The following is a 15,740-nucleotide window of genomic DNA, read 5'->3' on the forward strand; positions in this document are numbered from 1 at the left end:
CAGGGTCACAGGCGTTTGACCTCGGTCAGGTCGATGTCGAGGTCGTAGGGGCGGGCCGTGCTCAGGCGGTCGTGGTGGATCCCGGTCAGGCCGTAGGAGCGGCCGGCGGGGTCGAGTTCGTAGGTGTGGACGACAGGGACCCCGTCGTTGTTCTCCACACGCCAGAAGTGGGCGATGCCCGCCCCCGCGTACAGCTGGGGTTTGCGGTCGCGGTCGCGTTCGGTGGACTCCGGGGAGACGACCTCCACGGCCAGGACCACGTCTTGGGGAAAGAACGTGGTCTGTTCGTTGTCGATCGAAGCGGCCTGAACCACCATCAGGTCCGGTTCGGGGCGTTGGCGCGGTCCCAGCGTCACGGTCATTTCGCGCCGGATGCGGTAGGGGGCGGGGGCGGCCGCGCGCAGCGCCTGGACCAGCAGGTCCACAGCGGTGGTGTGCCATCCGGTGCGCGGTTCGGCGAAGACCAGGGCGCCCTCGTCGAGCTCGGTGTGGGCGGGCAGCCCCACCAGGGCGTCCAGGTCGGCTGCGCAAAAGCCCTCACGCGGGCCGGATTCGTCGGCGTTCATGGGGGCCTTCCTCGGGTGGGCTCGACTGCGAAGAACATATCGCTCCGGGGCCGGGCGGGTGGCAGACCCGTGAAGATCGATCACGGGGTGTGACCGAACCGGGCGCGCACGTGACCCACATCCATTACGTTGAGGAGTCGTTTACCTTCGTTACGTGATGAAAGCAGGGGTGCTGGTTTGCCCGCCCAGATCCGACCCGCGTGCCCGGAACTGCGTGACCTGAGCGTCCAACCGACCGTGTCCGGGCTCGGTCCCGGTTACAGCGTGGCCCGGTGGGACGCACCGTGGGCGTTGGAACCCGAATGCCGAGAACGCCTGCACTCCCTGTTGCGGGCCTTGGCGGCGCGTGCCTTCGCCGCCGACCACTCCGATTACTGGGACGCCCGTGTGGCCGGCGGGTTCTTCGACCGCATCTCGACCCTGGCGCTGATCCTGGGCCCGGACGGCTCCCCCGTGGGGTGGGGCGGCTACCACCGGCACCGGTTCGCCGACCGGCGCGCCCTGTACCTGGACGCGGCCGGGGTCGAGCCCGATCACCGCCGGTTCGGCCTCTCGGCGGCCCTGACCCTGCACTTCATGGCCCGCGAGATCCGGCGCCACCCGTGGGCGGCCACCTACGTGCTGCTGCGCACCCGCCACCCGGCCGTCTACGCGGGCTGGCGCAAGGGCCTGGGTGCGGGCCGTGTCTTTCCCAACGAGCACCGGGCCGTCCCCGCTCAGGTCCGGCACGTGGCGCAGGAAGCGGCCCGCTGGTTGGGTGACGGGCCCGGGCTGGAACCGGGCGAGCTGGTGGTGCGCGACGCCTACCGCATGTTCGAGGGCCAGGTCTACGGGTGCGAGCCCACGTGCGGGGACGAGCGCATCGACGCCTACTTCGCCGACCGGGTCGGGTCCAAGGACGCGGTCATGGTCGTGGCCCGCCTCAACGCGCCTCTGCTGGCCGCGGTCATCGCCGCCCGCCGCCTGCGTGAGCTGCACCGGCGCTACCCGTGGGCCGGCCGGCGCCGGTGAGGTGGGCCGGATCATCCATCAGCTCGGCGACGTCGCGTACGCGGTCCACGGCCTGTGCCAGCGCGCGGCTGTGCGACCAGGGCATGAGCGGGCTCTGCGTGAGCCCTTGGTTCAGGCACCGGGCGAACTCCAGGGCCTGGAACCGGTGAGTGTCTGCCCCCTCTTCCCGGTGCAGGCGCTCGGGCGCGGCCCCGTGGCGGTGCAGCACCGCGTCGGTGGCCTGGCCCGTCCCCTCGATCTCGATGCGCCCCGCCGAACCCGTGATCACCGCCCGGGCCACGTCGGGGCGTGAAGCACACGTGAGGGTGGCCGTGGCCCCGCCGCCCCCGCGCGCCAGCACGGTGGCCAGGGTGTCGACCGTGCGCCCCGGTGCCAGCTGCCGGGCCGCGCCGAGCACGGTCAGTTCCCCCAGGTACCAGGTGGCCGCCGAGAGCAGGTGTGTTCCCAGCAGCGACAGTGCCCCGCCGCCGCGTTCGGCGTCGAAGAAGGGGTGCGCATGGTCGTGGTCCAGGCCGGCGCCGAGCTCGGCGTGCACCGAGAGCACCGCCCCGATCGCGCCCTGCTCGACCATGGTCCGTGCCAGGCGCTGCACGGGTACGTGGCGCGGCGCCGAGCCCTCCATGAGCAGCAGGTCCCGGTCCCGGGCCGCCTGGATCAGCTCTGCCGCCTGCAGGTCGTTGGCGGCCAGCGGTGCGCGCACGAGCACGTGTTTGCCCGATTCCAGCGCGGCCAGGGCGTGGGTGTGGTGCCAGGGGTGGGGGGTGGCCACGTACACCGCGTCCACGCCGGGGTCGGTGGCCGGTCCGGTGCAGCTGCCGTGGGCGGTGGCGGCCCCGTGGGTGCGGGCGAAGGCCTCGGCGCGCGCCGGTGAGCGCGAGCCGACCGCGGCCAGGTGCGCACCGGGCACGGTGGCCAGGGCTCGGGCGAAGGCGTGGGCGCTGTGACCGGTTCCGATCAGGCCCCACCGGGGGGAGGGCTCCTGTTGTGCCATGAGGGCATCCTAAAAACAGGGCCAACTCGGGTAGGAGAGGGGATGATGCTCGGTTTCACGGCCGGTGGACCGTACTGTGGCCTGGAAACCGGGCCCCGCGGGGCCGCGCGGGAGACCGAAGGAGGAGGAATGTCGGAGACGCTCGCCCGGAGACTGGGAGTGCAGGCCGGCGACCGGCTGCTCGTCCTCAACGCCCCCGAGCGTTACTTGCGCTTGTTGGACCCGCCCTCGGACCTGCACATCGACCTGGGCCCCATCGAGGGCGCGGTCTACGACGACGTGCACCTGTTCACCCTGGACCGGGGCACGGTCGAGCGGGAGAGTTCGCGGACGTTGGCCGCGGTGGGCCCCGAGACCCGGTTCTGGGTGTGTTATCCGCAGAAGGGCGGCACGATCATCACGGACCTGACCGCCGACAAGGGGTGGGACACCTTCGTCGACGCCGGGTGGCACAGCACCGCCCAGGTACCGATCGACTCGGACTGGGCGGCGCTGCGGTTCGAACCCGCGGGCTAGACCCCCCCCGTTCAGGAGCGCGAGAGCTGGACCGAGCCGCTGACGGTGTCGATCCTGATCTGGGCGTCGGCGTCGGGTGAGGTGTCCACGCCGATCTCGCGGTCCCCGGAGGTGGAGTCGCCGCTGACGTCGTAGGCGCCCTCGGGCACCTGGGCGCGCACACTGCCGCTGGTGGTCTCCACCGTCAGCATCTGCAGTTCCTGGCCGCTGTTGATCTCGACGTCGCCGGAGACGCTGGAGAGGTCGGCCTGGGTGAAGTCGCCGACGGTGACGGTGCCGCTGGTGGAGTCGGCCTCCACCTCCTGGCCCGCGTAGCCGGACAGGTCCACCTCGCCGGAGGTGGTGGTGGCCCGGGCGCGCTCTCCCTCACCGGTGGCGCTGATGTCGCCGCTGGTGGTCTCGGCCTCGACGGAGCCCTGCACGTCGGTCAGTTCCAGGCGTCCGGAGACCGCCTCGGCGCTCACCTCGCCCTGGTGGTCGGCCACGGTGATGTCGCCGCTGGTGGTGGAGGCGCGCAGTTGGCCCTGCAGTCCGGAGGACTCGACGGGGCCGCTGATGGTGGTGACCTCCAGGTCGGTGTCGGCGGGCACGGTGATCTCGTAGTCGGCCGAGCAGGTGGCGAAGAACAGGCCCGGTCCGGTGCAGCCGGCCTCCACCTGCACGCCGTCGCCGGATTCGGTGACCGATTCGTCGACCCCGCGCAGGGGGCTGGTGCTGAGCGTGCGCTCGACCTGGACCTCTTCGACGTCGGCGGTGACGATGCGCACCGATCCGCTGGTGCGGTTGTCGATCTGGACGCGGGATCCGGCGTCGAAGGTGTCGGAGGCCTGCTCGCGGGTCACTGCGACGTTGCCCAGCACCGACAGGACCGTGGCCGCCACCAGGGCCAGGGCCAGCAGCCCGCCCAGGAACAGCCACAGGCCCACGCGCGAGCGGCGCGGTTCCTTGCTGGAGGAGGCGTAGAGTCCTCGGGCCTTGAAAGTCACGTCGTTCCCCTTCTGTGTGGAGGTGTGTGTTGCCTCCGTCTGTGTTCGGTGTGTTCAGAGCCGGTCGGCGCCGCGCAGGAAGCGCAGGACGGCCTGCACCCGGCGGTGGTCGTGGTCGTCCTGGTTCAGGTCGAGCTTGGTGAAGATCGAGCGGATGTGCTTTTCCACGGCGCGTTCGGTGATGGACAGTTCCACGGCAATGCCAGCGTTGTTGAGCCCCTGGGCCATGACCTCCAGGACCTCGTTCTCGCGCGGGGTCAGGGCCTCCAGGGCGCTGTCGCGGTTGCGGCTGAGCAGTTGGGTCACCACCTCGGGGTCGATGGCGGCGCCGCCCTCGGCGACCCGGCGCAGGGTGGCCAGGAACTCCTCGATGTCTGCGACGCGGTCCTTGAGCAGGTATCCGACCTTGGTGGATCCGGCTCCGAGCAGGTCGGCGGCGTAGCGGCTGACCACGTGCTGGGACAGCAGCAGGACCGCCACGTGGGGGTGTTCGCGGCGGATGCGGACCGCGGCCTCGATGCCTTCCTCGGAGTAGGTGGGGGGCATGCGGATGTCGATCAGGCACAGGTCCACGCGCGGGTGGTCGGCGACCGAGGCCAGCAGCGCGTCGGCGTCGCCCACCTGGTCGAGGATGTGCACCCCTGATTCGGCCAGGAGCAGGGCCATGCCGCCGCGCAGCAGGACCGAGTCCTCGGCGATGATGACGCGGGGTCCGCTGTTGTTGTCGGCGGGTGCGGGGTGGTCGGTGTGGCCGTGCACTGCTCATGCCTCCCACGGGATGTCTGCGGTCAGGACGGTTCCCCCGCCCTGCGGGGTGCCCACGATCAGGTGTCCGTCGACGGCGTCGACGCGGTCCCAGAGCCCGTACAGGCCGGTGCCGTTCTCGGGGTCGGCTCCCCCGACGCCGTCGTCGGTGATGCTCACGCGCAGCAGGGCGCGCTGGGGGCGTGTGCTCTCGATACGGCGGGCGTGGATGCTGACGTGTTCGGCGCCGGCGTGTTTGGCGACGTTGGCCAGGGCCTCGCAGACCACGTAGTAGGCCACGCCCTCGGCGCGTTTGGAGGGGCGCTCCTCCAGGTCCACGTGCAGGCGGACCGGGACGGGGGCGCGTTCGGCGGCCACGGGCAGGGCCGAGGTCAGGCCGTGGTCGGTCAGGACCTTGGGGTGCAGGCCGCGGGCGACCTGGCGCAGGTCGTCCATGACCTCGCGGGAGTCCTGTTGGGCCTGGGTGATCAGTTCCAGTGCCCGGTCGGGGTCCGATCCCACGCGGGCGCGTGCGCGGGTCAGGGTCAGGGTGAGTGCGAGCAGGCGTTGTTGTGCGCCGTCGTGCAGGTCGCGTTCGATGCGGCGCCGTTCGGCCTCGGCGGCGTCGACCATGCGCAGGCGGCTGTCCTGGACGTGCATCAGGCGCCGGCGTACGCGGGCCTCGGGCGCTTCCAGGAGCAGGGTGCGGTGCAGGTACATCTCCGAGTCCACGACCAGGGGTGCCAGGCGGATGCCGGCCAGGGCGGCGAGCGGGGCGAGCAGCATCAGGGCCAGGGGCCACCACAGGTCGGCGCCCTCGGCCCCGCGGCCCAGGACCACGACCAGGCCCAGCAGTGCTCCCAGGGCCGAGGCTGCGCCGCAGACCACGAGTACGACGGTGGTGCCGGCCAGGAGCAGTCCGTGCAGGCCGGCGACGGTGCTGTAGACGACCATGGACCAGGCGCGAGCGCCGAAGAGGAAGCGCCAGGTGCGCATCAGGGGTCCTGAGGCGGGCAGCGGGTCGGGGGTGTCGGCCTCCACGATGCCGAAGACGGTGTCGAGGCGGTCGCGTTGGATGCGGCAGGCCAGGCGGGCGGTGAGGGTGGCCAGTACGCACAGCAGGGCGGCCAGGGCCAGGACCTCCCACGACAGGGTGGGGAGCATGCCCAGTTCGGTGCTCCAGGGCAGCCAGGGGCGGGCGAAGGTCAGCACCAGGGCGGTCACGGCGGCGGCCAGCATCAGGGCGGGCAGGAGGTAGAACACTCCCAGCGGCAGTGACGTCAGAAGGTGCAGGACCTCCACGGCGCGTTGGCGCCAGGCGGTCCCGGTACCCGGGGCCACCGGTGGTGCGGTGTCGGTGTCATGGCTGCTCACGTTCTCAAATCTAGGCTTCGTGGCGCTTCGGGATCGATCCCACCACCACGTGGATGCGGGGTAGTGCGACCACCACCGCGGGCCGGGGTGCGCTCGTGTGGTGGGAACCATGGCGGTGTCGCGGTGCGTTGGCCGGGCGTGGCGGACGAAGGGGTGCGGGTGCAGGAGCAGGGTGTGAGCGGGGCGGGGCCGCGGGTGCGGTGGGTGCGCGGTTGGTGGGCGCCGGCGGCGGTGGCGGCGGCCGCGTTGACGTGTTGGGGTGCGGCCGTGCTGGGGGTCTTCGCCGCCCTGTGGGTGGTGCCCCCGGTGTGGGAGGCGGCCGGCGGCCCCGGTGGGCAGGCGGGGCGCACGGCCTGGGTGGTCGGTGTGTGCGCGGTGCTGGTGGTGGTGGCCGCTGGTGTGTTGCAGTTCGTTCCGCGGGCGTTGGGCGCCCGGGCGCCGCTGCGTACCTCGTTGGTGCTGTTGGCCGTGGCGGTGCCGGTCGGCGGTGTGGCGGTGCGCGACGAGGAACCGGCGGCGTTGGCGCTGGTGGGTGTGGCCGTGCTGGTGTGGTCCTTCGTGGTGGGGCGGTGGTCGCTGGCCCGGCGCCGCATGTTCTGGCGGGCCCCGGTGGCGTTGGCTGGGTTCGCGGCCACGGTCGCGGTGTTGTGGTGGGTGCTGCCGCAGTCCGACGGGGCCTGGACGGGCGCGCCCCAGCAGGAGGACGTGCTGGGCGCTGCGGTGCTGGAGCACCCCGAGTGGGAGCCGGCGGGGCTGGCCGAGCACGAGGGGGTCCAGGAGGTGCACCTGGTCTATGCGCACGAGGGCGGGGCCCGGTTGCGGGTGCACACCCACGAGGGGGTCTCGGCGCCGACGTTGGGGTGCGCCGAGGCCGAGGCGGGCACGTGCGAGCAGGTGGACACGATGGTGGTGCGCCAGGACGAGGAGGACCCCGAACGCGTGGCCGACGTGCGTATGCCCTCCGAACAGGGCGGTGTGGTGCTGTTGCGCTGGGAGGGGGCCCAGGAGGGGCCCCAGCCGCTCACCGAGCTGGCGGCCCAGGTGCGCCCGGCCGGTGCGGGTGATGCCGGGGAGCTGGAGGATCTGCCCGAGCCCGGCTGAGGCCGCGGGTGGGACCGGGGAGGACGGTCTTTGGTCCCTTCATCAGGGCGGCGGGGGCGGTTAGCCTGGGCGCATGTACGGGCCGCGGGCCGGTCCCTGCCACTATCCCTGGCAGGGGCCGGCCCGCGGTGCGTGTGGGGGTGTGTCTCAGGCGCGCAGCGTGTGCAGGAGCGCGTTCCACTCGGTGGCGGGCACGCTCAGGTGGCCCAGGGTGCGGTGCTGGGTGTCGCGCACGTGCGTGGTGGGGCCTTCGGCGACCTCCACGCAGTTGCCTCCGCCGCCGTCGCTGTAGCTGGACTTGTGCCAGTCGTTCATGTGCTCGGTCGCTCCTTTTCGATGCGTCGGATCAGCTCGAGCGTGGCCTGGGTGGACAGGGCCTCGGCCTGCATCGCCCCGAAGAGGGTGTAGGCCTGGCTGATCTGTTCCTGTTCGTCCACGATCTGGCCCCCCAGTGCGTTTTCCAGGTAGAGCACCGATCTCCGTGCATCCAAGGAGGCCAGACGGAATGGCGCGCACAACCCGGGGTTGTCCGTCAGAGGAAGGGCTTGGAGTCGGATCGTACCGCTCTCGATGAGGAAGGTGATCCATTTCAGCTGATCGGCGAGAATCTCCGGTGAACCTATGGGGCGGCTCAGGACATTTTCGTCCACGACGAGCCAGAGAAAGGTTCCTCGTCGGCGAATGTCCTCCAGTCGTGAGGTTCGTGCCCGCACGAGGCCTTCGATCTGTTCGGTGTCCGAATGGGGGTGGCGTGCCCGGATCAGGGTGCGTGCGTAGTCGGCGGTCTGCACGATGCCGGGGATCAGCACCGACTGGTACTCGCGGATGTGGCGGGCCTTGTGCTCCAGGGCCAGGGCGTCGCGGAAGTGCTCGGGTACGGCGCCCTCGCGCAGGGTGTCCTTCCAAAAACGCACGAGTTCGCCCTCGGTAGCGAACAGCTCGTCCATTTTGTCGACCTGGGGGCGGTTTGCCACCCGTGTGGCGCGTTCGATGTGCCCGACCATCCCACCGGTCACGCCCAGACGTTTTCCGAGCCGGGACTGGGAGAATCCGTGTTCCACACGGAGTCTGCGTATCTCCGCACCGAAGGGGCGCCACTTCGCGGCCGTGTTCTGCGTCATGGAAACATTAAACGACGGAATGCGACTGCCCACTACTGGATGCTGCGACAAAGGACAGTTTTTTTGTTTTCGTGGCTCGGCCGAGGCGGGCGCTGTACACAGTCCTGAGCGGGTGCACTCGCCCAGGGTGTGCACCGCGCACCGCCACGGGGGCCGGTCGAACGGCCCACCTCCACACGAAAGAGGCACACACCGTGCGTTCCACCTCGGCCGACCTCACGTTGCCCCGCCGGGTGCGGGTCGCCGGCCCCCACCGGTCGGCCCTGTTGTGCGGCAGCGCTCCGACCCAGGTGCGCCTGGCCCGGCAGTGGGCTCAGGCGGCCTCGGGGCGCGGGCCCGAGCAGGCCGCCGACCTGTCCTTGGTGGTCAGCGAGCTGGTGAGCAACGCGCTGCGCCACACCCGTTCGGGCGAGCCGGGAGGGACGGTGCGCGTGGAGATCGAACGCCTGGAGTGCGGGTTCGTCGTGGCCGTGACCGACGCGGGCCCGCCGCCGGGGGTGGAGTCGATGCCGTTCCCGCGCACGGATCCGGGGTGTGCGGGGTTGGGGCTGCGTGTGGTGGAGGCGCTCTCGGTGTGCTGGGACTGGTACGGCAACGCCGGGCAGCCGCTGACCGTGCGTGCGCTGCTCTACGAGGGGTGAACCGTGCGCGCGGGTGCGCGCACGGCTCGGGGCCGGGGTGTTCAGCCGTCCACGTGGGCCAGGAAGTCCACCAGGGCCTCGTTGACCTGGTGGGGGCGCTCCTGCTGGGTCCAGTGCCCGCACCCGGGCAGGGTGTGCTGGGCGTGCAGCTTCGGTGCGATCAGGTGCAGGGACTCGCGCAGCTGCGAGACCCCGTGCAGGGCGGTGACCATGTCCAGGTCCCCGACCATGTACAGGGACGGCACGTCGATGGTGGCCCCGGCGAAGGGCGACATCAGGCCCTGGTTGCGTTCGATGTTGCGGTACCAGTTCAGGGGCCCGGTGAAGGCGCGCTCGCCGTGGTGGGAGAAGTCGTCGGCGAAGGCGGCCACGTCCTGGGCGTCCAACCAGTCGGGCAGACAGGCGGGCTCGGGCATGGTGTCGAGCAGCTCCAGGCCCTCGGGCACCACCCAGGGCACCGGCTTGTCCAGGGCCGGGTTGTCGCCCGAGCCGCCGATGAGGATGCGGCGCACCGTGGCGGCCGGGTCGGCCGCCAGCTGGGCGTCGACCACACCGGGCTCCTGGAACCGGACCTGGTAGAAGCCCTCCCCGTAGGTCCTGCGGGTCACCGAGGGCGGGGGCATGAACGCGGGCGGGGCCGGGGGGACGCTGAGCCCGGCCACCGCGCGCACCACGTCCGGGCGCATCATGGCCCCGGACCAGGCCACGGGTGCGCCCCAGTCGTGGCCCACCACCACGGCCTGCTCCTCCCCCAGCGCCCTGATGAGGCCGACGAGGTCGCCCACCAGGTGGGGCAGGGTGTAGTCCTCGATGCGTTCGGGGCTGTGGCTGGAGCCGTAGCCGCGCTGGTCGGGGGCCACGACGCGGTAGCCGGCCCCGGCCAGGGCGGCGAACTGGTGGCGCCAGGAGTACCAGCTCTCGGGGAAGCCGTGCAGGAGCACCACCAGGGGCCCGCTGCCCTGCTCGGCCACGTGCAGGTCGAGCCCGCCCACGTCGACGGTGCTGTGTGTGATGCGGCTCGTGTCGCCGGTGCTCAACGCCGGGTCCCTTCTGTCGTGCTCCGCCCGCTCGTGCGGGGCCGTGCGGCAGACCCTAGAGGCCCGGGGCCGGAGGGGGTCGGGCGGGGCGGCCACAGCGCGGCGTCTCATATCAAGAGATGCGGATCTCACGTGAAGAGATGGAGGTGCTAAGGTCGGGCCGCTCGCAGACCTCCACCAGAAAAGGGGCGGACCATGGCCCGTTACACCCACGGCCAGCACCCCACCGTCACCGATTCCTACCGCTGGCGCAACGCGACCAATGCCGCGGCCTACGCGCTCGCCGAGTTCACCCCGGGCCGCACGGTGCTGGACGTGGGCTGCGGGCCGGGCAGCATCACCGTCGACCTGGCCAGGCGGGTGGCCCCGGGCCGGGTCACGGCCCTGGACTCTTCCGAATCGGCCGTGGAGCTGACCCGGCAGAGCGCCGCCGAGGCGGGGGTGGACAACGTCGACTTCGTGGTCGGTGACGTGCACGCCCTGGAGTTGGCCGACGACAGCTTCGACGTGGTGCACGCCCACCAGGTGCTGCAGCACGTGGGCGATCCGGTGGCGGCCCTGTCGCAGATGCGCCGTGTGGCCCGGCCCGGCGGGGTGGTGGCGGTCTGCGACTCCGACTACTCCGGGATGTTCTGGTATCCGCGCCTGCCCGAGCTGGACGCGTGGATGGACCTGCACCAGAGGCTGGCCCGCCGCAACGGGGGCGAGCCGGACGCGGGCCGGCACATGGTCGCCTGGGCGCACTCCGCCGGGTTCGAGGACGTGCAGTACGTGGTCGAGGCCTGGAACCACTCCACCCCCGACCGGCGCCCGTGGTGGGGGCAGATGTGGGCCCGCCGGATCCTGGAGTCGGACACCGCACGCCAGGCGCTGGAGGAGGGTCTGGCCACCCGCGAGGACCTTCAGGAGATCTCCGCGGGGTGGCTGCGCTGGAGCGAGGACCCCGACGGGGTGTTCGTGGTTCCGCGCGGGGCGCTGCTCTGCCGCGTGTGAGCCGGTCGGCGCCGGGAGCGGGTGGCAGGTGCGGGGACCGCGGGTAGGCCTTCACCACGACCGCCCGGACCCGGCCGCCGGGCGAGGACGCCACCCGCGGAGGATCCCATGTCGCAGCTGCCGATCGGTTTCTGGCTCAAACACCTGGACCGGCTCATCGAGAACGACTTCGACCGGATCCTGGCCGCCGAGTCGCTGGGGCGGCGCCACTGGCAGGTCCTGCACTCGCTGCACGAGGGTGCGGCGACCCTGGCGGTGTTGGACGAGCGCCTGGCGCCGTTCCTGGACGAGGAGGAGCTGACCGCGGCGCCGGTGGTCGAGGCACTGCGCGAGCGGGGCTGGGTGGAAGGCCTGGTGTCGCTGTCGCTGACCGAGGCGGGCACGCGCGCCCACGCCGATCTCTTCGCGCGGGTGGAGGAGTCGCGGCGCCGGCTGAGCGAGGGCATCAGCGAGCGCGACTACCGTGCGGCGGTGGAGGTGCTCGAGCGTATGTCGGCCAACCTGGAGAACCGCTGAGCACTCCCCCGCGTGGGCGCCGCGGGGGCCGGGCGGGTCACAGGAACGCGGTGAGGTCCTTGCTCATCTCCACGAAGGCCAGGTCCTCGCGTTTGGGTTCGCCGAAGGCCGGGTCTCCGTAGGGGAAGGGTTCGGTGCGCCCGGTGCCGGTGTAGCCGCGGCGTTCGTACCAGGCGATGAGCTCGCTGCGCTGGGCGATGACCATCATCCGCATCAGGGGTGAGCGCCACAGGCGGGCGGCGGTGCACTCGGCCTCGGCCAGCACGCGCCTGCCCAGTCCGCGGCCCTGGAAGCCGGGGGCCACGGAGAACATGCCGAAGTAGGTACCGCCCACCCCGCGCTGGAGTTCGCAGCAGGCCACGAGGGTGCGGTCGGACTCGGCCAGCAGCACGGTGGTGTCGGGGCGGGCCACCAGTTTGCGCACGGCGTCGGCGTCGATGCGCTGGCCGCCGAGCAGGTCGGCCTCGGTGGTCCAGCCCTGGCGGGAGCTCTGGCCCCGGTAGCAGGAGTTGACCAGGTCGGCCAGGGCCTGGGCGTCGGCGTCGGTGGCGGCGCGGTAGCTCAACTCGAGTGGGGCCGCGCCCTCGGTCTCGGTGCTGGTCACAGAGGTCCCCTTCCCCGTTTTTCCCCAGAACACGGTACCGGCCCGGCCGGTGCGCACCGGACACCGAGGGTCGGATCGCCCACCGCCGGGGCCGGGGCGCGGGGTGTGCGGGGCCTCAGTCGCTGTCGCGGGCGAGGTGGTCGCCGATGCGGCACAGGAAGGTGCGCAGGCGCTGTTGCACGTCCTGGGCCCCGGTGACCAGGGGGGTCACGCCCAGTTGCAGGGCCAGGCCGTCGACGTAGGTGTGCAGGTGTTCGGCCCACTCCTCCACCCGGGGGTCGGGGTGCGGGCCGCTGGGGTCCTGCAGGGGCGCGTGGGCCAGGGCGGCGACCAGTTGGCGGTAGAGCTTGCGCTGCTGGTCCCAGCGTTCCTGGCGGTGTGCGTCCTGTTCGCCGAGCTCGCCGGCGGCTTCCCAGGCGCGGTACTCGGCGCGGCGGGTGGGGTCCAGGGGCAGCAGCTGTTCGGCGAAGCCGGCCACGCGCTCGATGAGGTCGGGGTCGGCGTCGGGGGCCTGGGCCCGCCGGGCCTGTTCCTGCAGGCGCTGCCTGACGCGCTGTTCGGAGAGCTCCATGGCGAAGAGCAGGAGTTGTTCGCGGGTCTGGAAGTAGTGGCGCAGCGCTCCGGCCGAGAGTCCGGCCTCGGCGGCCACCGAGCGGATGGACACGGCGGCGGGGCCCTGGTTGGCGATGACGCGCCACAGGGCCTGGGCCAGGTCGCGGCGGCGCTGTTCGTGGTCGACGATCTTGGGCACTCCCCCGTTTTAGCACAACCGTGTTGCTTTATTTAGCACGCTCGGGTTATTTTATTTGACACAGTCGTGCGAAAACCTGGAGGGCGACATGCCAACGCTCGAGACCCTGCTGCCGGTGGCCGGACTGGCCTTACTGGACACCCTGAGCCCCACGACCCTGGGGGTGAGCCTGTTCGTGCTGCTCAGCGGCGTGCGCAACGTGGGCCGCCCACTGACGGCCTACCTGGCCACCGTGGCGGCGTTCTACTTCGCCCTGGGGTGCGCCCTCATGCTGGGCCTGGGCGCGGTGCTCGAGCGCGCGGGCTCCCTGGCCGGCACCACCGCCGCCGGATGGGTCATGGTCGTGGTCGGGGGTGCGCTGTTCGCCTACTCCTGGGTCATGCCCACAGGGCCCAAGACACGGCGCAGGCCCGCCTCGCTGCGCACCACCTCGATGATCGCCCTGGGGCTGGCCACCGGCGCCCTGGAGGCCGGGACCGCCTTCCCCTACCTCGGTGCGATCGGGATCATGACCGCCGCCGACCTCGCGCCGGGCGCATGGGTGCCCATGCTGGCCGCCTACAACCTGATGATGGTGCTGCCCCCGGTCCTGCTCTACCTGGGCCACCGCGCCCTGGGGTCGCGCATGCGCCCGCGCCTGGAGCGCTGGCGCGCCAAGGTCGACGGCGCCTCACGCGAGGCGATGGCCTGGATCCTGGGCATCGTGGGTGTGCTGCTGCTGGTCAACGGCGCGCAGACCATCGGACTGCGCCAGCTGTTGGACTCCGTCGGGCTCTGAGGGGGCCGGCCGCCCGGTCGTCGCCGCGGGTTGACCTCAACGAAGCTTGAGGTTCTACGGTCGTGGCGACGACACCGAACGAGCGGCGGGACAACCCCATGAGCATGGAAATGGCCGCGTGGAACACCATGTACCACGCCACACACGCCCAGGAGGACAGCCGCCCCTTCTCCGCGGCCACCCTCAAACGCATCGGCGCCTTCGCCCGGCCCCACACCAAACCGTTGATCTGGTTCCTGGCCCTGAGCGTGCTCACCGCCGCCCTGGCCGTGGCCTCACCGCTGCTGGCCGGGCAGGTCGTCGACGTCATCGTCAACGGCGGCCCCCTGTCCATGGTGGGGGCCCTGGCCGCCCTCATCGCCGCCGTGGCCGTGGCCGAGGCCGTCCTGGGGCTGCTGGTGCGCTGGCTGTCCTCACGCGTGGGCGAGGGGTTGATCGTGGACCTGCGCACCACCGTCTACGACCACGTGCAGCGCATGCCGGTGGCCTTCTTCACCCGCACCCGCACAGGCGCCCTGGTCAGCCGCCTCAACAACGACGTCATCGGGGCCCAACGCGCCTTCAGCGACGTGCTCTCGGGCATCATCAGCAACCTGGTCACGCTGCTGCTGGCCCTGGGCGTGATGCTCGCGCTGTCGTGGCAGATCACCCTGATCACCCTGGCGCTGCTGCCGCTGTTCGTGCTCCCGGCCCGGCGCATGGGCGCGCGCCTGGCCAAGATCGAACGCGAACGCACCGTGCACAACGCCGCCATGGGCACGCAGATGACCGAACGCTTCTCCGCGCCCGGGGCGACCCTGGTCAAGCTGTTCGGGCGCCCGCGGTCGGAATCGGCCGAGTTCGCCCGCCGCGCCCAGCGCGTGGGCGACATCGGGGTACGCACCGCCATGGTCCAGGAGGTCTTCTTCACCGCCCTGACCCTGGTCTCGGCCCTGGCGCTGGCCCTGGTCTACGGGCTCGGCGGTTTCTACGCCCTCTCGGGCACCCTGCAGGCCGGAACGGTGGTGTCCATGGGCATGCTGCTGACCCGCCTGTACGCGCCCCTGACCGAACTGGCCGGGGCCCGCGTGGAGATCATGAGCGCCCTGGTCAGCTTCAGCCGCGTCTTCGAGGTGCTGGACCTCAAGCCCCTGGTGGACGAGCGTGCCGGCGCCCGCGACCTGCCCGAAGGCTCGCTGTCCCTGGAGTTCGAGGGCGTCGACTTCACCTACCCGGGCGCCGAGCAGGTGTCCCTGGCCTCGCTGGAGGACGTGGTCACGCTGGAGCACGTGCGCCCCAGCCAGGTGCTGCACGACGTCTCCTTCCGTGTCGAACCGGGGCAGATGGTGGCCCTGGTGGGTTCCTCGGGGGCGGGAAAGTCCACCATCGCCGCCCTGGCCCCGCGCCTGTACGACACCGACTCCGGGACCGTGCGCCTGGGCGGGCAGGACGTACGCGATCTGACCTTTGAGTCGCTGCGCTCGCGCATCGGGATGGTCACTCAGGACGGCCACCTCTTCCACGAGAGCATCCGCGCCAACCTGACCCTGTCCGCGCCCGGGACCAGCGATGAGCGGATCTGGCAGGCCCTGGAACGCGCACACCTGCACGAGCTGGTCGCCTCTCTGCCACAGGGGCTGGACACGGTCGTGGGTGAGCGCGGCTACCGCTTCTCCGGGGGCGAGCGCCAGCGCCTGACCATCGCCCGCCTGCTGCTGGCCGACCCCGAGGTGGTGATCCTGGACGAGGCCACCTCGGCTCTGGACTCCACCTCCGAGCGGGCCGTGCAGGCGGCTCTGGACGAGGCGCTGTCCGGGCGCACCTCACTGGTGATCGCCCACCGGCTGTCCACGGTGCGTGCCGCCGACACCATCTGCGTGCTGGAGGCCGGGCGCATCGTCGAGCGCGGGACCCACGCCGAGCTTCTGGCCCGCAACGGCCGTTACGCGCAGCTGTACCGCACCCAGTTCTCCGAGGACCAGGACGCCGGCGAGCAGGTCGGATCGGTCCTGTGACAGGCCGGGGCGGGTG

The 15,740-nt window shown here is 71.7% G+C and carries 18 protein-coding genes; 8 read left to right on the forward strand and 10 right to left on the reverse strand.

The features are described from left to right. Positions 1-5: 5 nt before the first annotated feature. Positions 6-566 carry a Uma2 family endonuclease gene (locus IDM40_RS12405; protein WP_193122127.1) on the reverse strand — a complete coding sequence of 187 codons (561 nt, stop codon included), beginning with the start codon at positions 564-566 and terminating at the stop codon, positions 6-8. A gap of 177 nt (positions 567-743) precedes the next feature. Between IDM40_RS12405 and IDM40_RS12410 the strand changes: the two genes are divergently transcribed. Next, positions 744-1,577, forward strand: a complete 834-nt coding sequence (locus IDM40_RS12410) for a GNAT family N-acetyltransferase (protein WP_235997539.1) — start codon at positions 744-746, stop codon at positions 1,575-1,577. Here IDM40_RS12410 and IDM40_RS12415 read toward each other — a convergent pair. Beyond that, the gene (locus tag IDM40_RS12415) at positions 1,513-2,568 is read right to left on the reverse strand and encodes a Gfo/Idh/MocA family protein (RefSeq protein WP_216630697.1); all 1,056 of its coding nucleotides are present in this window, start codon (positions 2,566-2,568) and stop codon (positions 1,513-1,515) included. The two genes, IDM40_RS12410 and IDM40_RS12415, sit on opposite strands and share 65 nt — an antisense overlap. A 129-nt stretch (positions 2,569-2,697) precedes the next feature. Here IDM40_RS12415 and IDM40_RS12420 point away from each other — a divergent pair, with 129 nt between their 5' ends. Next, entirely contained in the window at positions 2,698-3,084 is a 387-nt protein-coding gene (locus IDM40_RS12420; RefSeq protein WP_193122128.1) for a hypothetical protein, read from the forward strand. 11 nt (positions 3,085-3,095) lie between these two features. Here IDM40_RS12420 and IDM40_RS28815 read toward each other — a convergent pair whose 3' ends face one another. Genes IDM40_RS28815 through IDM40_RS12435 form a run of 3 tightly spaced genes read right to left on the reverse strand, consistent with a single transcriptional unit; the run spans position 3,096 to position 6,188 of the window. Continuing rightward, positions 3,096-4,070, reverse strand: a complete 975-nt coding sequence (locus tag IDM40_RS28815) for a DUF4097 family beta strand repeat-containing protein (protein WP_193122129.1) — start codon at positions 4,068-4,070, stop codon at positions 3,096-3,098. Between the two features lie 54 nt (positions 4,071-4,124). Beyond that, positions 4,125-4,829, reverse strand: a complete 705-nt coding sequence (locus IDM40_RS12430) for a response regulator (protein WP_193122130.1) — start codon at positions 4,827-4,829, stop codon at positions 4,125-4,127. A gap of 3 nt (positions 4,830-4,832) precedes the next feature. After that, positions 4,833-6,188, reverse strand: coding sequence for a sensor histidine kinase (locus tag IDM40_RS12435; RefSeq protein ID WP_328807006.1), 1,356 nt, complete (start codon positions 6,186-6,188; stop codon positions 4,833-4,835). Positions 6,189-6,347: 159 nt separating this feature from the next. On the opposite strand from IDM40_RS12435, the gene IDM40_RS12440 reads away from it, so the two are divergent. Then, a complete protein-coding gene (locus IDM40_RS12440) occupies positions 6,348-7,289 on the forward strand; it encodes a hypothetical protein (RefSeq protein ID WP_193122132.1) in 942 nt (313 codons plus the stop codon). A gap of 147 nt (positions 7,290-7,436) precedes the next feature. Here IDM40_RS12440 and IDM40_RS12445 read toward each other — a convergent pair whose 3' ends face one another. Together IDM40_RS12445 and IDM40_RS12450 are read right to left on the reverse strand one after the other, a co-directional pair. Next, positions 7,437-7,604 carry a DUF397 domain-containing protein gene (locus IDM40_RS12445; protein ID WP_193122133.1) on the reverse strand — a complete coding sequence of 56 codons (168 nt, stop codon included), beginning with the start codon at positions 7,602-7,604 and terminating at the stop codon, positions 7,437-7,439. After that, the gene (locus tag IDM40_RS12450; protein WP_193122134.1) at positions 7,601-8,410 is read right to left on the reverse strand and encodes a helix-turn-helix domain-containing protein; all 810 of its coding nucleotides are present in this window, start codon (positions 8,408-8,410) and stop codon (positions 7,601-7,603) included. Before IDM40_RS12450 ends, IDM40_RS12445 begins: the two co-directional genes overlap by 4 nt. Before the next feature lie 194 nt (positions 8,411-8,604). On the opposite strand from IDM40_RS12450, the gene IDM40_RS12455 reads away from it, so the two are divergent. Next, positions 8,605-9,051, forward strand: coding sequence for an ATP-binding protein (locus IDM40_RS12455; RefSeq protein ID WP_328807007.1), 447 nt, complete (start codon positions 8,605-8,607; stop codon positions 9,049-9,051). 41 nt (positions 9,052-9,092) lie between these two features. On the opposite strand, the gene IDM40_RS12460 is transcribed toward IDM40_RS12455, so the two are convergent. Then, positions 9,093-10,088, reverse strand: coding sequence for an alpha/beta fold hydrolase (locus IDM40_RS12460; RefSeq protein ID WP_235997540.1), 996 nt, complete (start codon positions 10,086-10,088; stop codon positions 9,093-9,095). 195 nt (positions 10,089-10,283) lie between these two features. Between IDM40_RS12460 and IDM40_RS12465 the strand changes: the two genes are divergently transcribed. Then, complete coding sequence (locus IDM40_RS12465; RefSeq protein WP_193122136.1) at positions 10,284-11,081, forward strand: class I SAM-dependent methyltransferase; 798 nt, start codon at positions 10,284-10,286, stop codon at positions 11,079-11,081. 108 nt (positions 11,082-11,189) lie between these two features. Next, entirely contained in the window at positions 11,190-11,597 is a 408-nt protein-coding gene (locus tag IDM40_RS12470; RefSeq protein ID WP_193122137.1) for a MarR family winged helix-turn-helix transcriptional regulator, read from the forward strand. A gap of 37 nt (positions 11,598-11,634) precedes the next feature. Here IDM40_RS12470 and IDM40_RS12475 read toward each other — a convergent pair whose 3' ends face one another. Together IDM40_RS12475 and IDM40_RS12480 are read right to left on the reverse strand one after the other, a co-directional pair. After that, positions 11,635-12,201, reverse strand: a complete 567-nt coding sequence (locus IDM40_RS12475; RefSeq protein WP_193122138.1) for a GNAT family N-acetyltransferase — start codon at positions 12,199-12,201, stop codon at positions 11,635-11,637. 115 nt (positions 12,202-12,316) lie between these two features. Next, complete coding sequence (locus IDM40_RS12480) at positions 12,317-12,952, reverse strand: TetR/AcrR family transcriptional regulator (RefSeq protein WP_193122139.1); 636 nt, start codon at positions 12,950-12,952, stop codon at positions 12,317-12,319. Between the two features lie 88 nt (positions 12,953-13,040). Between IDM40_RS12480 and IDM40_RS12485 the strand changes: the two genes are divergently transcribed. Then, positions 13,041-13,730 (forward strand): GAP family protein, encoded by a 690-nt coding sequence (locus IDM40_RS12485; protein ID WP_193122140.1) that lies wholly within the window; start codon positions 13,041-13,043, stop codon positions 13,728-13,730. A gap of 98 nt (positions 13,731-13,828) precedes the next feature. Continuing rightward, positions 13,829-15,724: an ABC transporter ATP-binding protein gene (locus IDM40_RS12490; protein ID WP_193122210.1), complete on the forward strand. Its 1,896-nt coding sequence runs from the start codon at positions 13,829-13,831 to the stop codon at positions 15,722-15,724. Positions 15,725-15,740: the final 16 nt, after the last annotated feature.

It is taken from the genome of Nocardiopsis coralli, from assembly GCF_014892575.1.
GTDB classification, from domain to species: Bacteria; Actinomycetota; Actinomycetes; order Streptosporangiales; family Streptosporangiaceae; genus Nocardiopsis; species Nocardiopsis coralli.

Bases quoted from the DNA above. Each gene is read 5' to 3' on its own strand.
- IDM40_RS12405 (WP_193122127.1), bottom strand. From the start codon at position 566: ATGAACGCCGACGAATCCGGCCCGCGTGAGGGCTTTTGCGCAGCCGAC.
- IDM40_RS12415 (WP_216630697.1), bottom strand. From the start codon at position 2,568: ATGGCACAACAGGAGCCCTCCCCCCGGTGGGGCCTGATCGGAACCGGT.
- IDM40_RS12420 (WP_193122128.1), top strand. From the start codon at position 2,698: ATGTCGGAGACGCTCGCCCGGAGACTGGGAGTGCAGGCCGGCGACCGG.
- IDM40_RS12445 (WP_193122133.1), bottom strand. From the start codon at position 7,604: ATGAACGACTGGCACAAGTCCAGCTACAGCGACGGCGGCGGAGGCAAC.
- IDM40_RS12450 (WP_193122134.1), bottom strand. From the start codon at position 8,410: ATGACGCAGAACACGGCCGCGAAGTGGCGCCCCTTCGGTGCGGAGATA.
- IDM40_RS12465 (WP_193122136.1), top strand. From the start codon at position 10,284: ATGGCCCGTTACACCCACGGCCAGCACCCCACCGTCACCGATTCCTAC.
- IDM40_RS12470 (WP_193122137.1), top strand. From the start codon at position 11,190: ATGTCGCAGCTGCCGATCGGTTTCTGGCTCAAACACCTGGACCGGCTC.
- IDM40_RS12485 (WP_193122140.1), top strand. From the start codon at position 13,041: ATGCCAACGCTCGAGACCCTGCTGCCGGTGGCCGGACTGGCCTTACTG.
- IDM40_RS12490 (WP_193122210.1), top strand. From the start codon at position 13,829: ATGAGCATGGAAATGGCCGCGTGGAACACCATGTACCACGCCACACAC.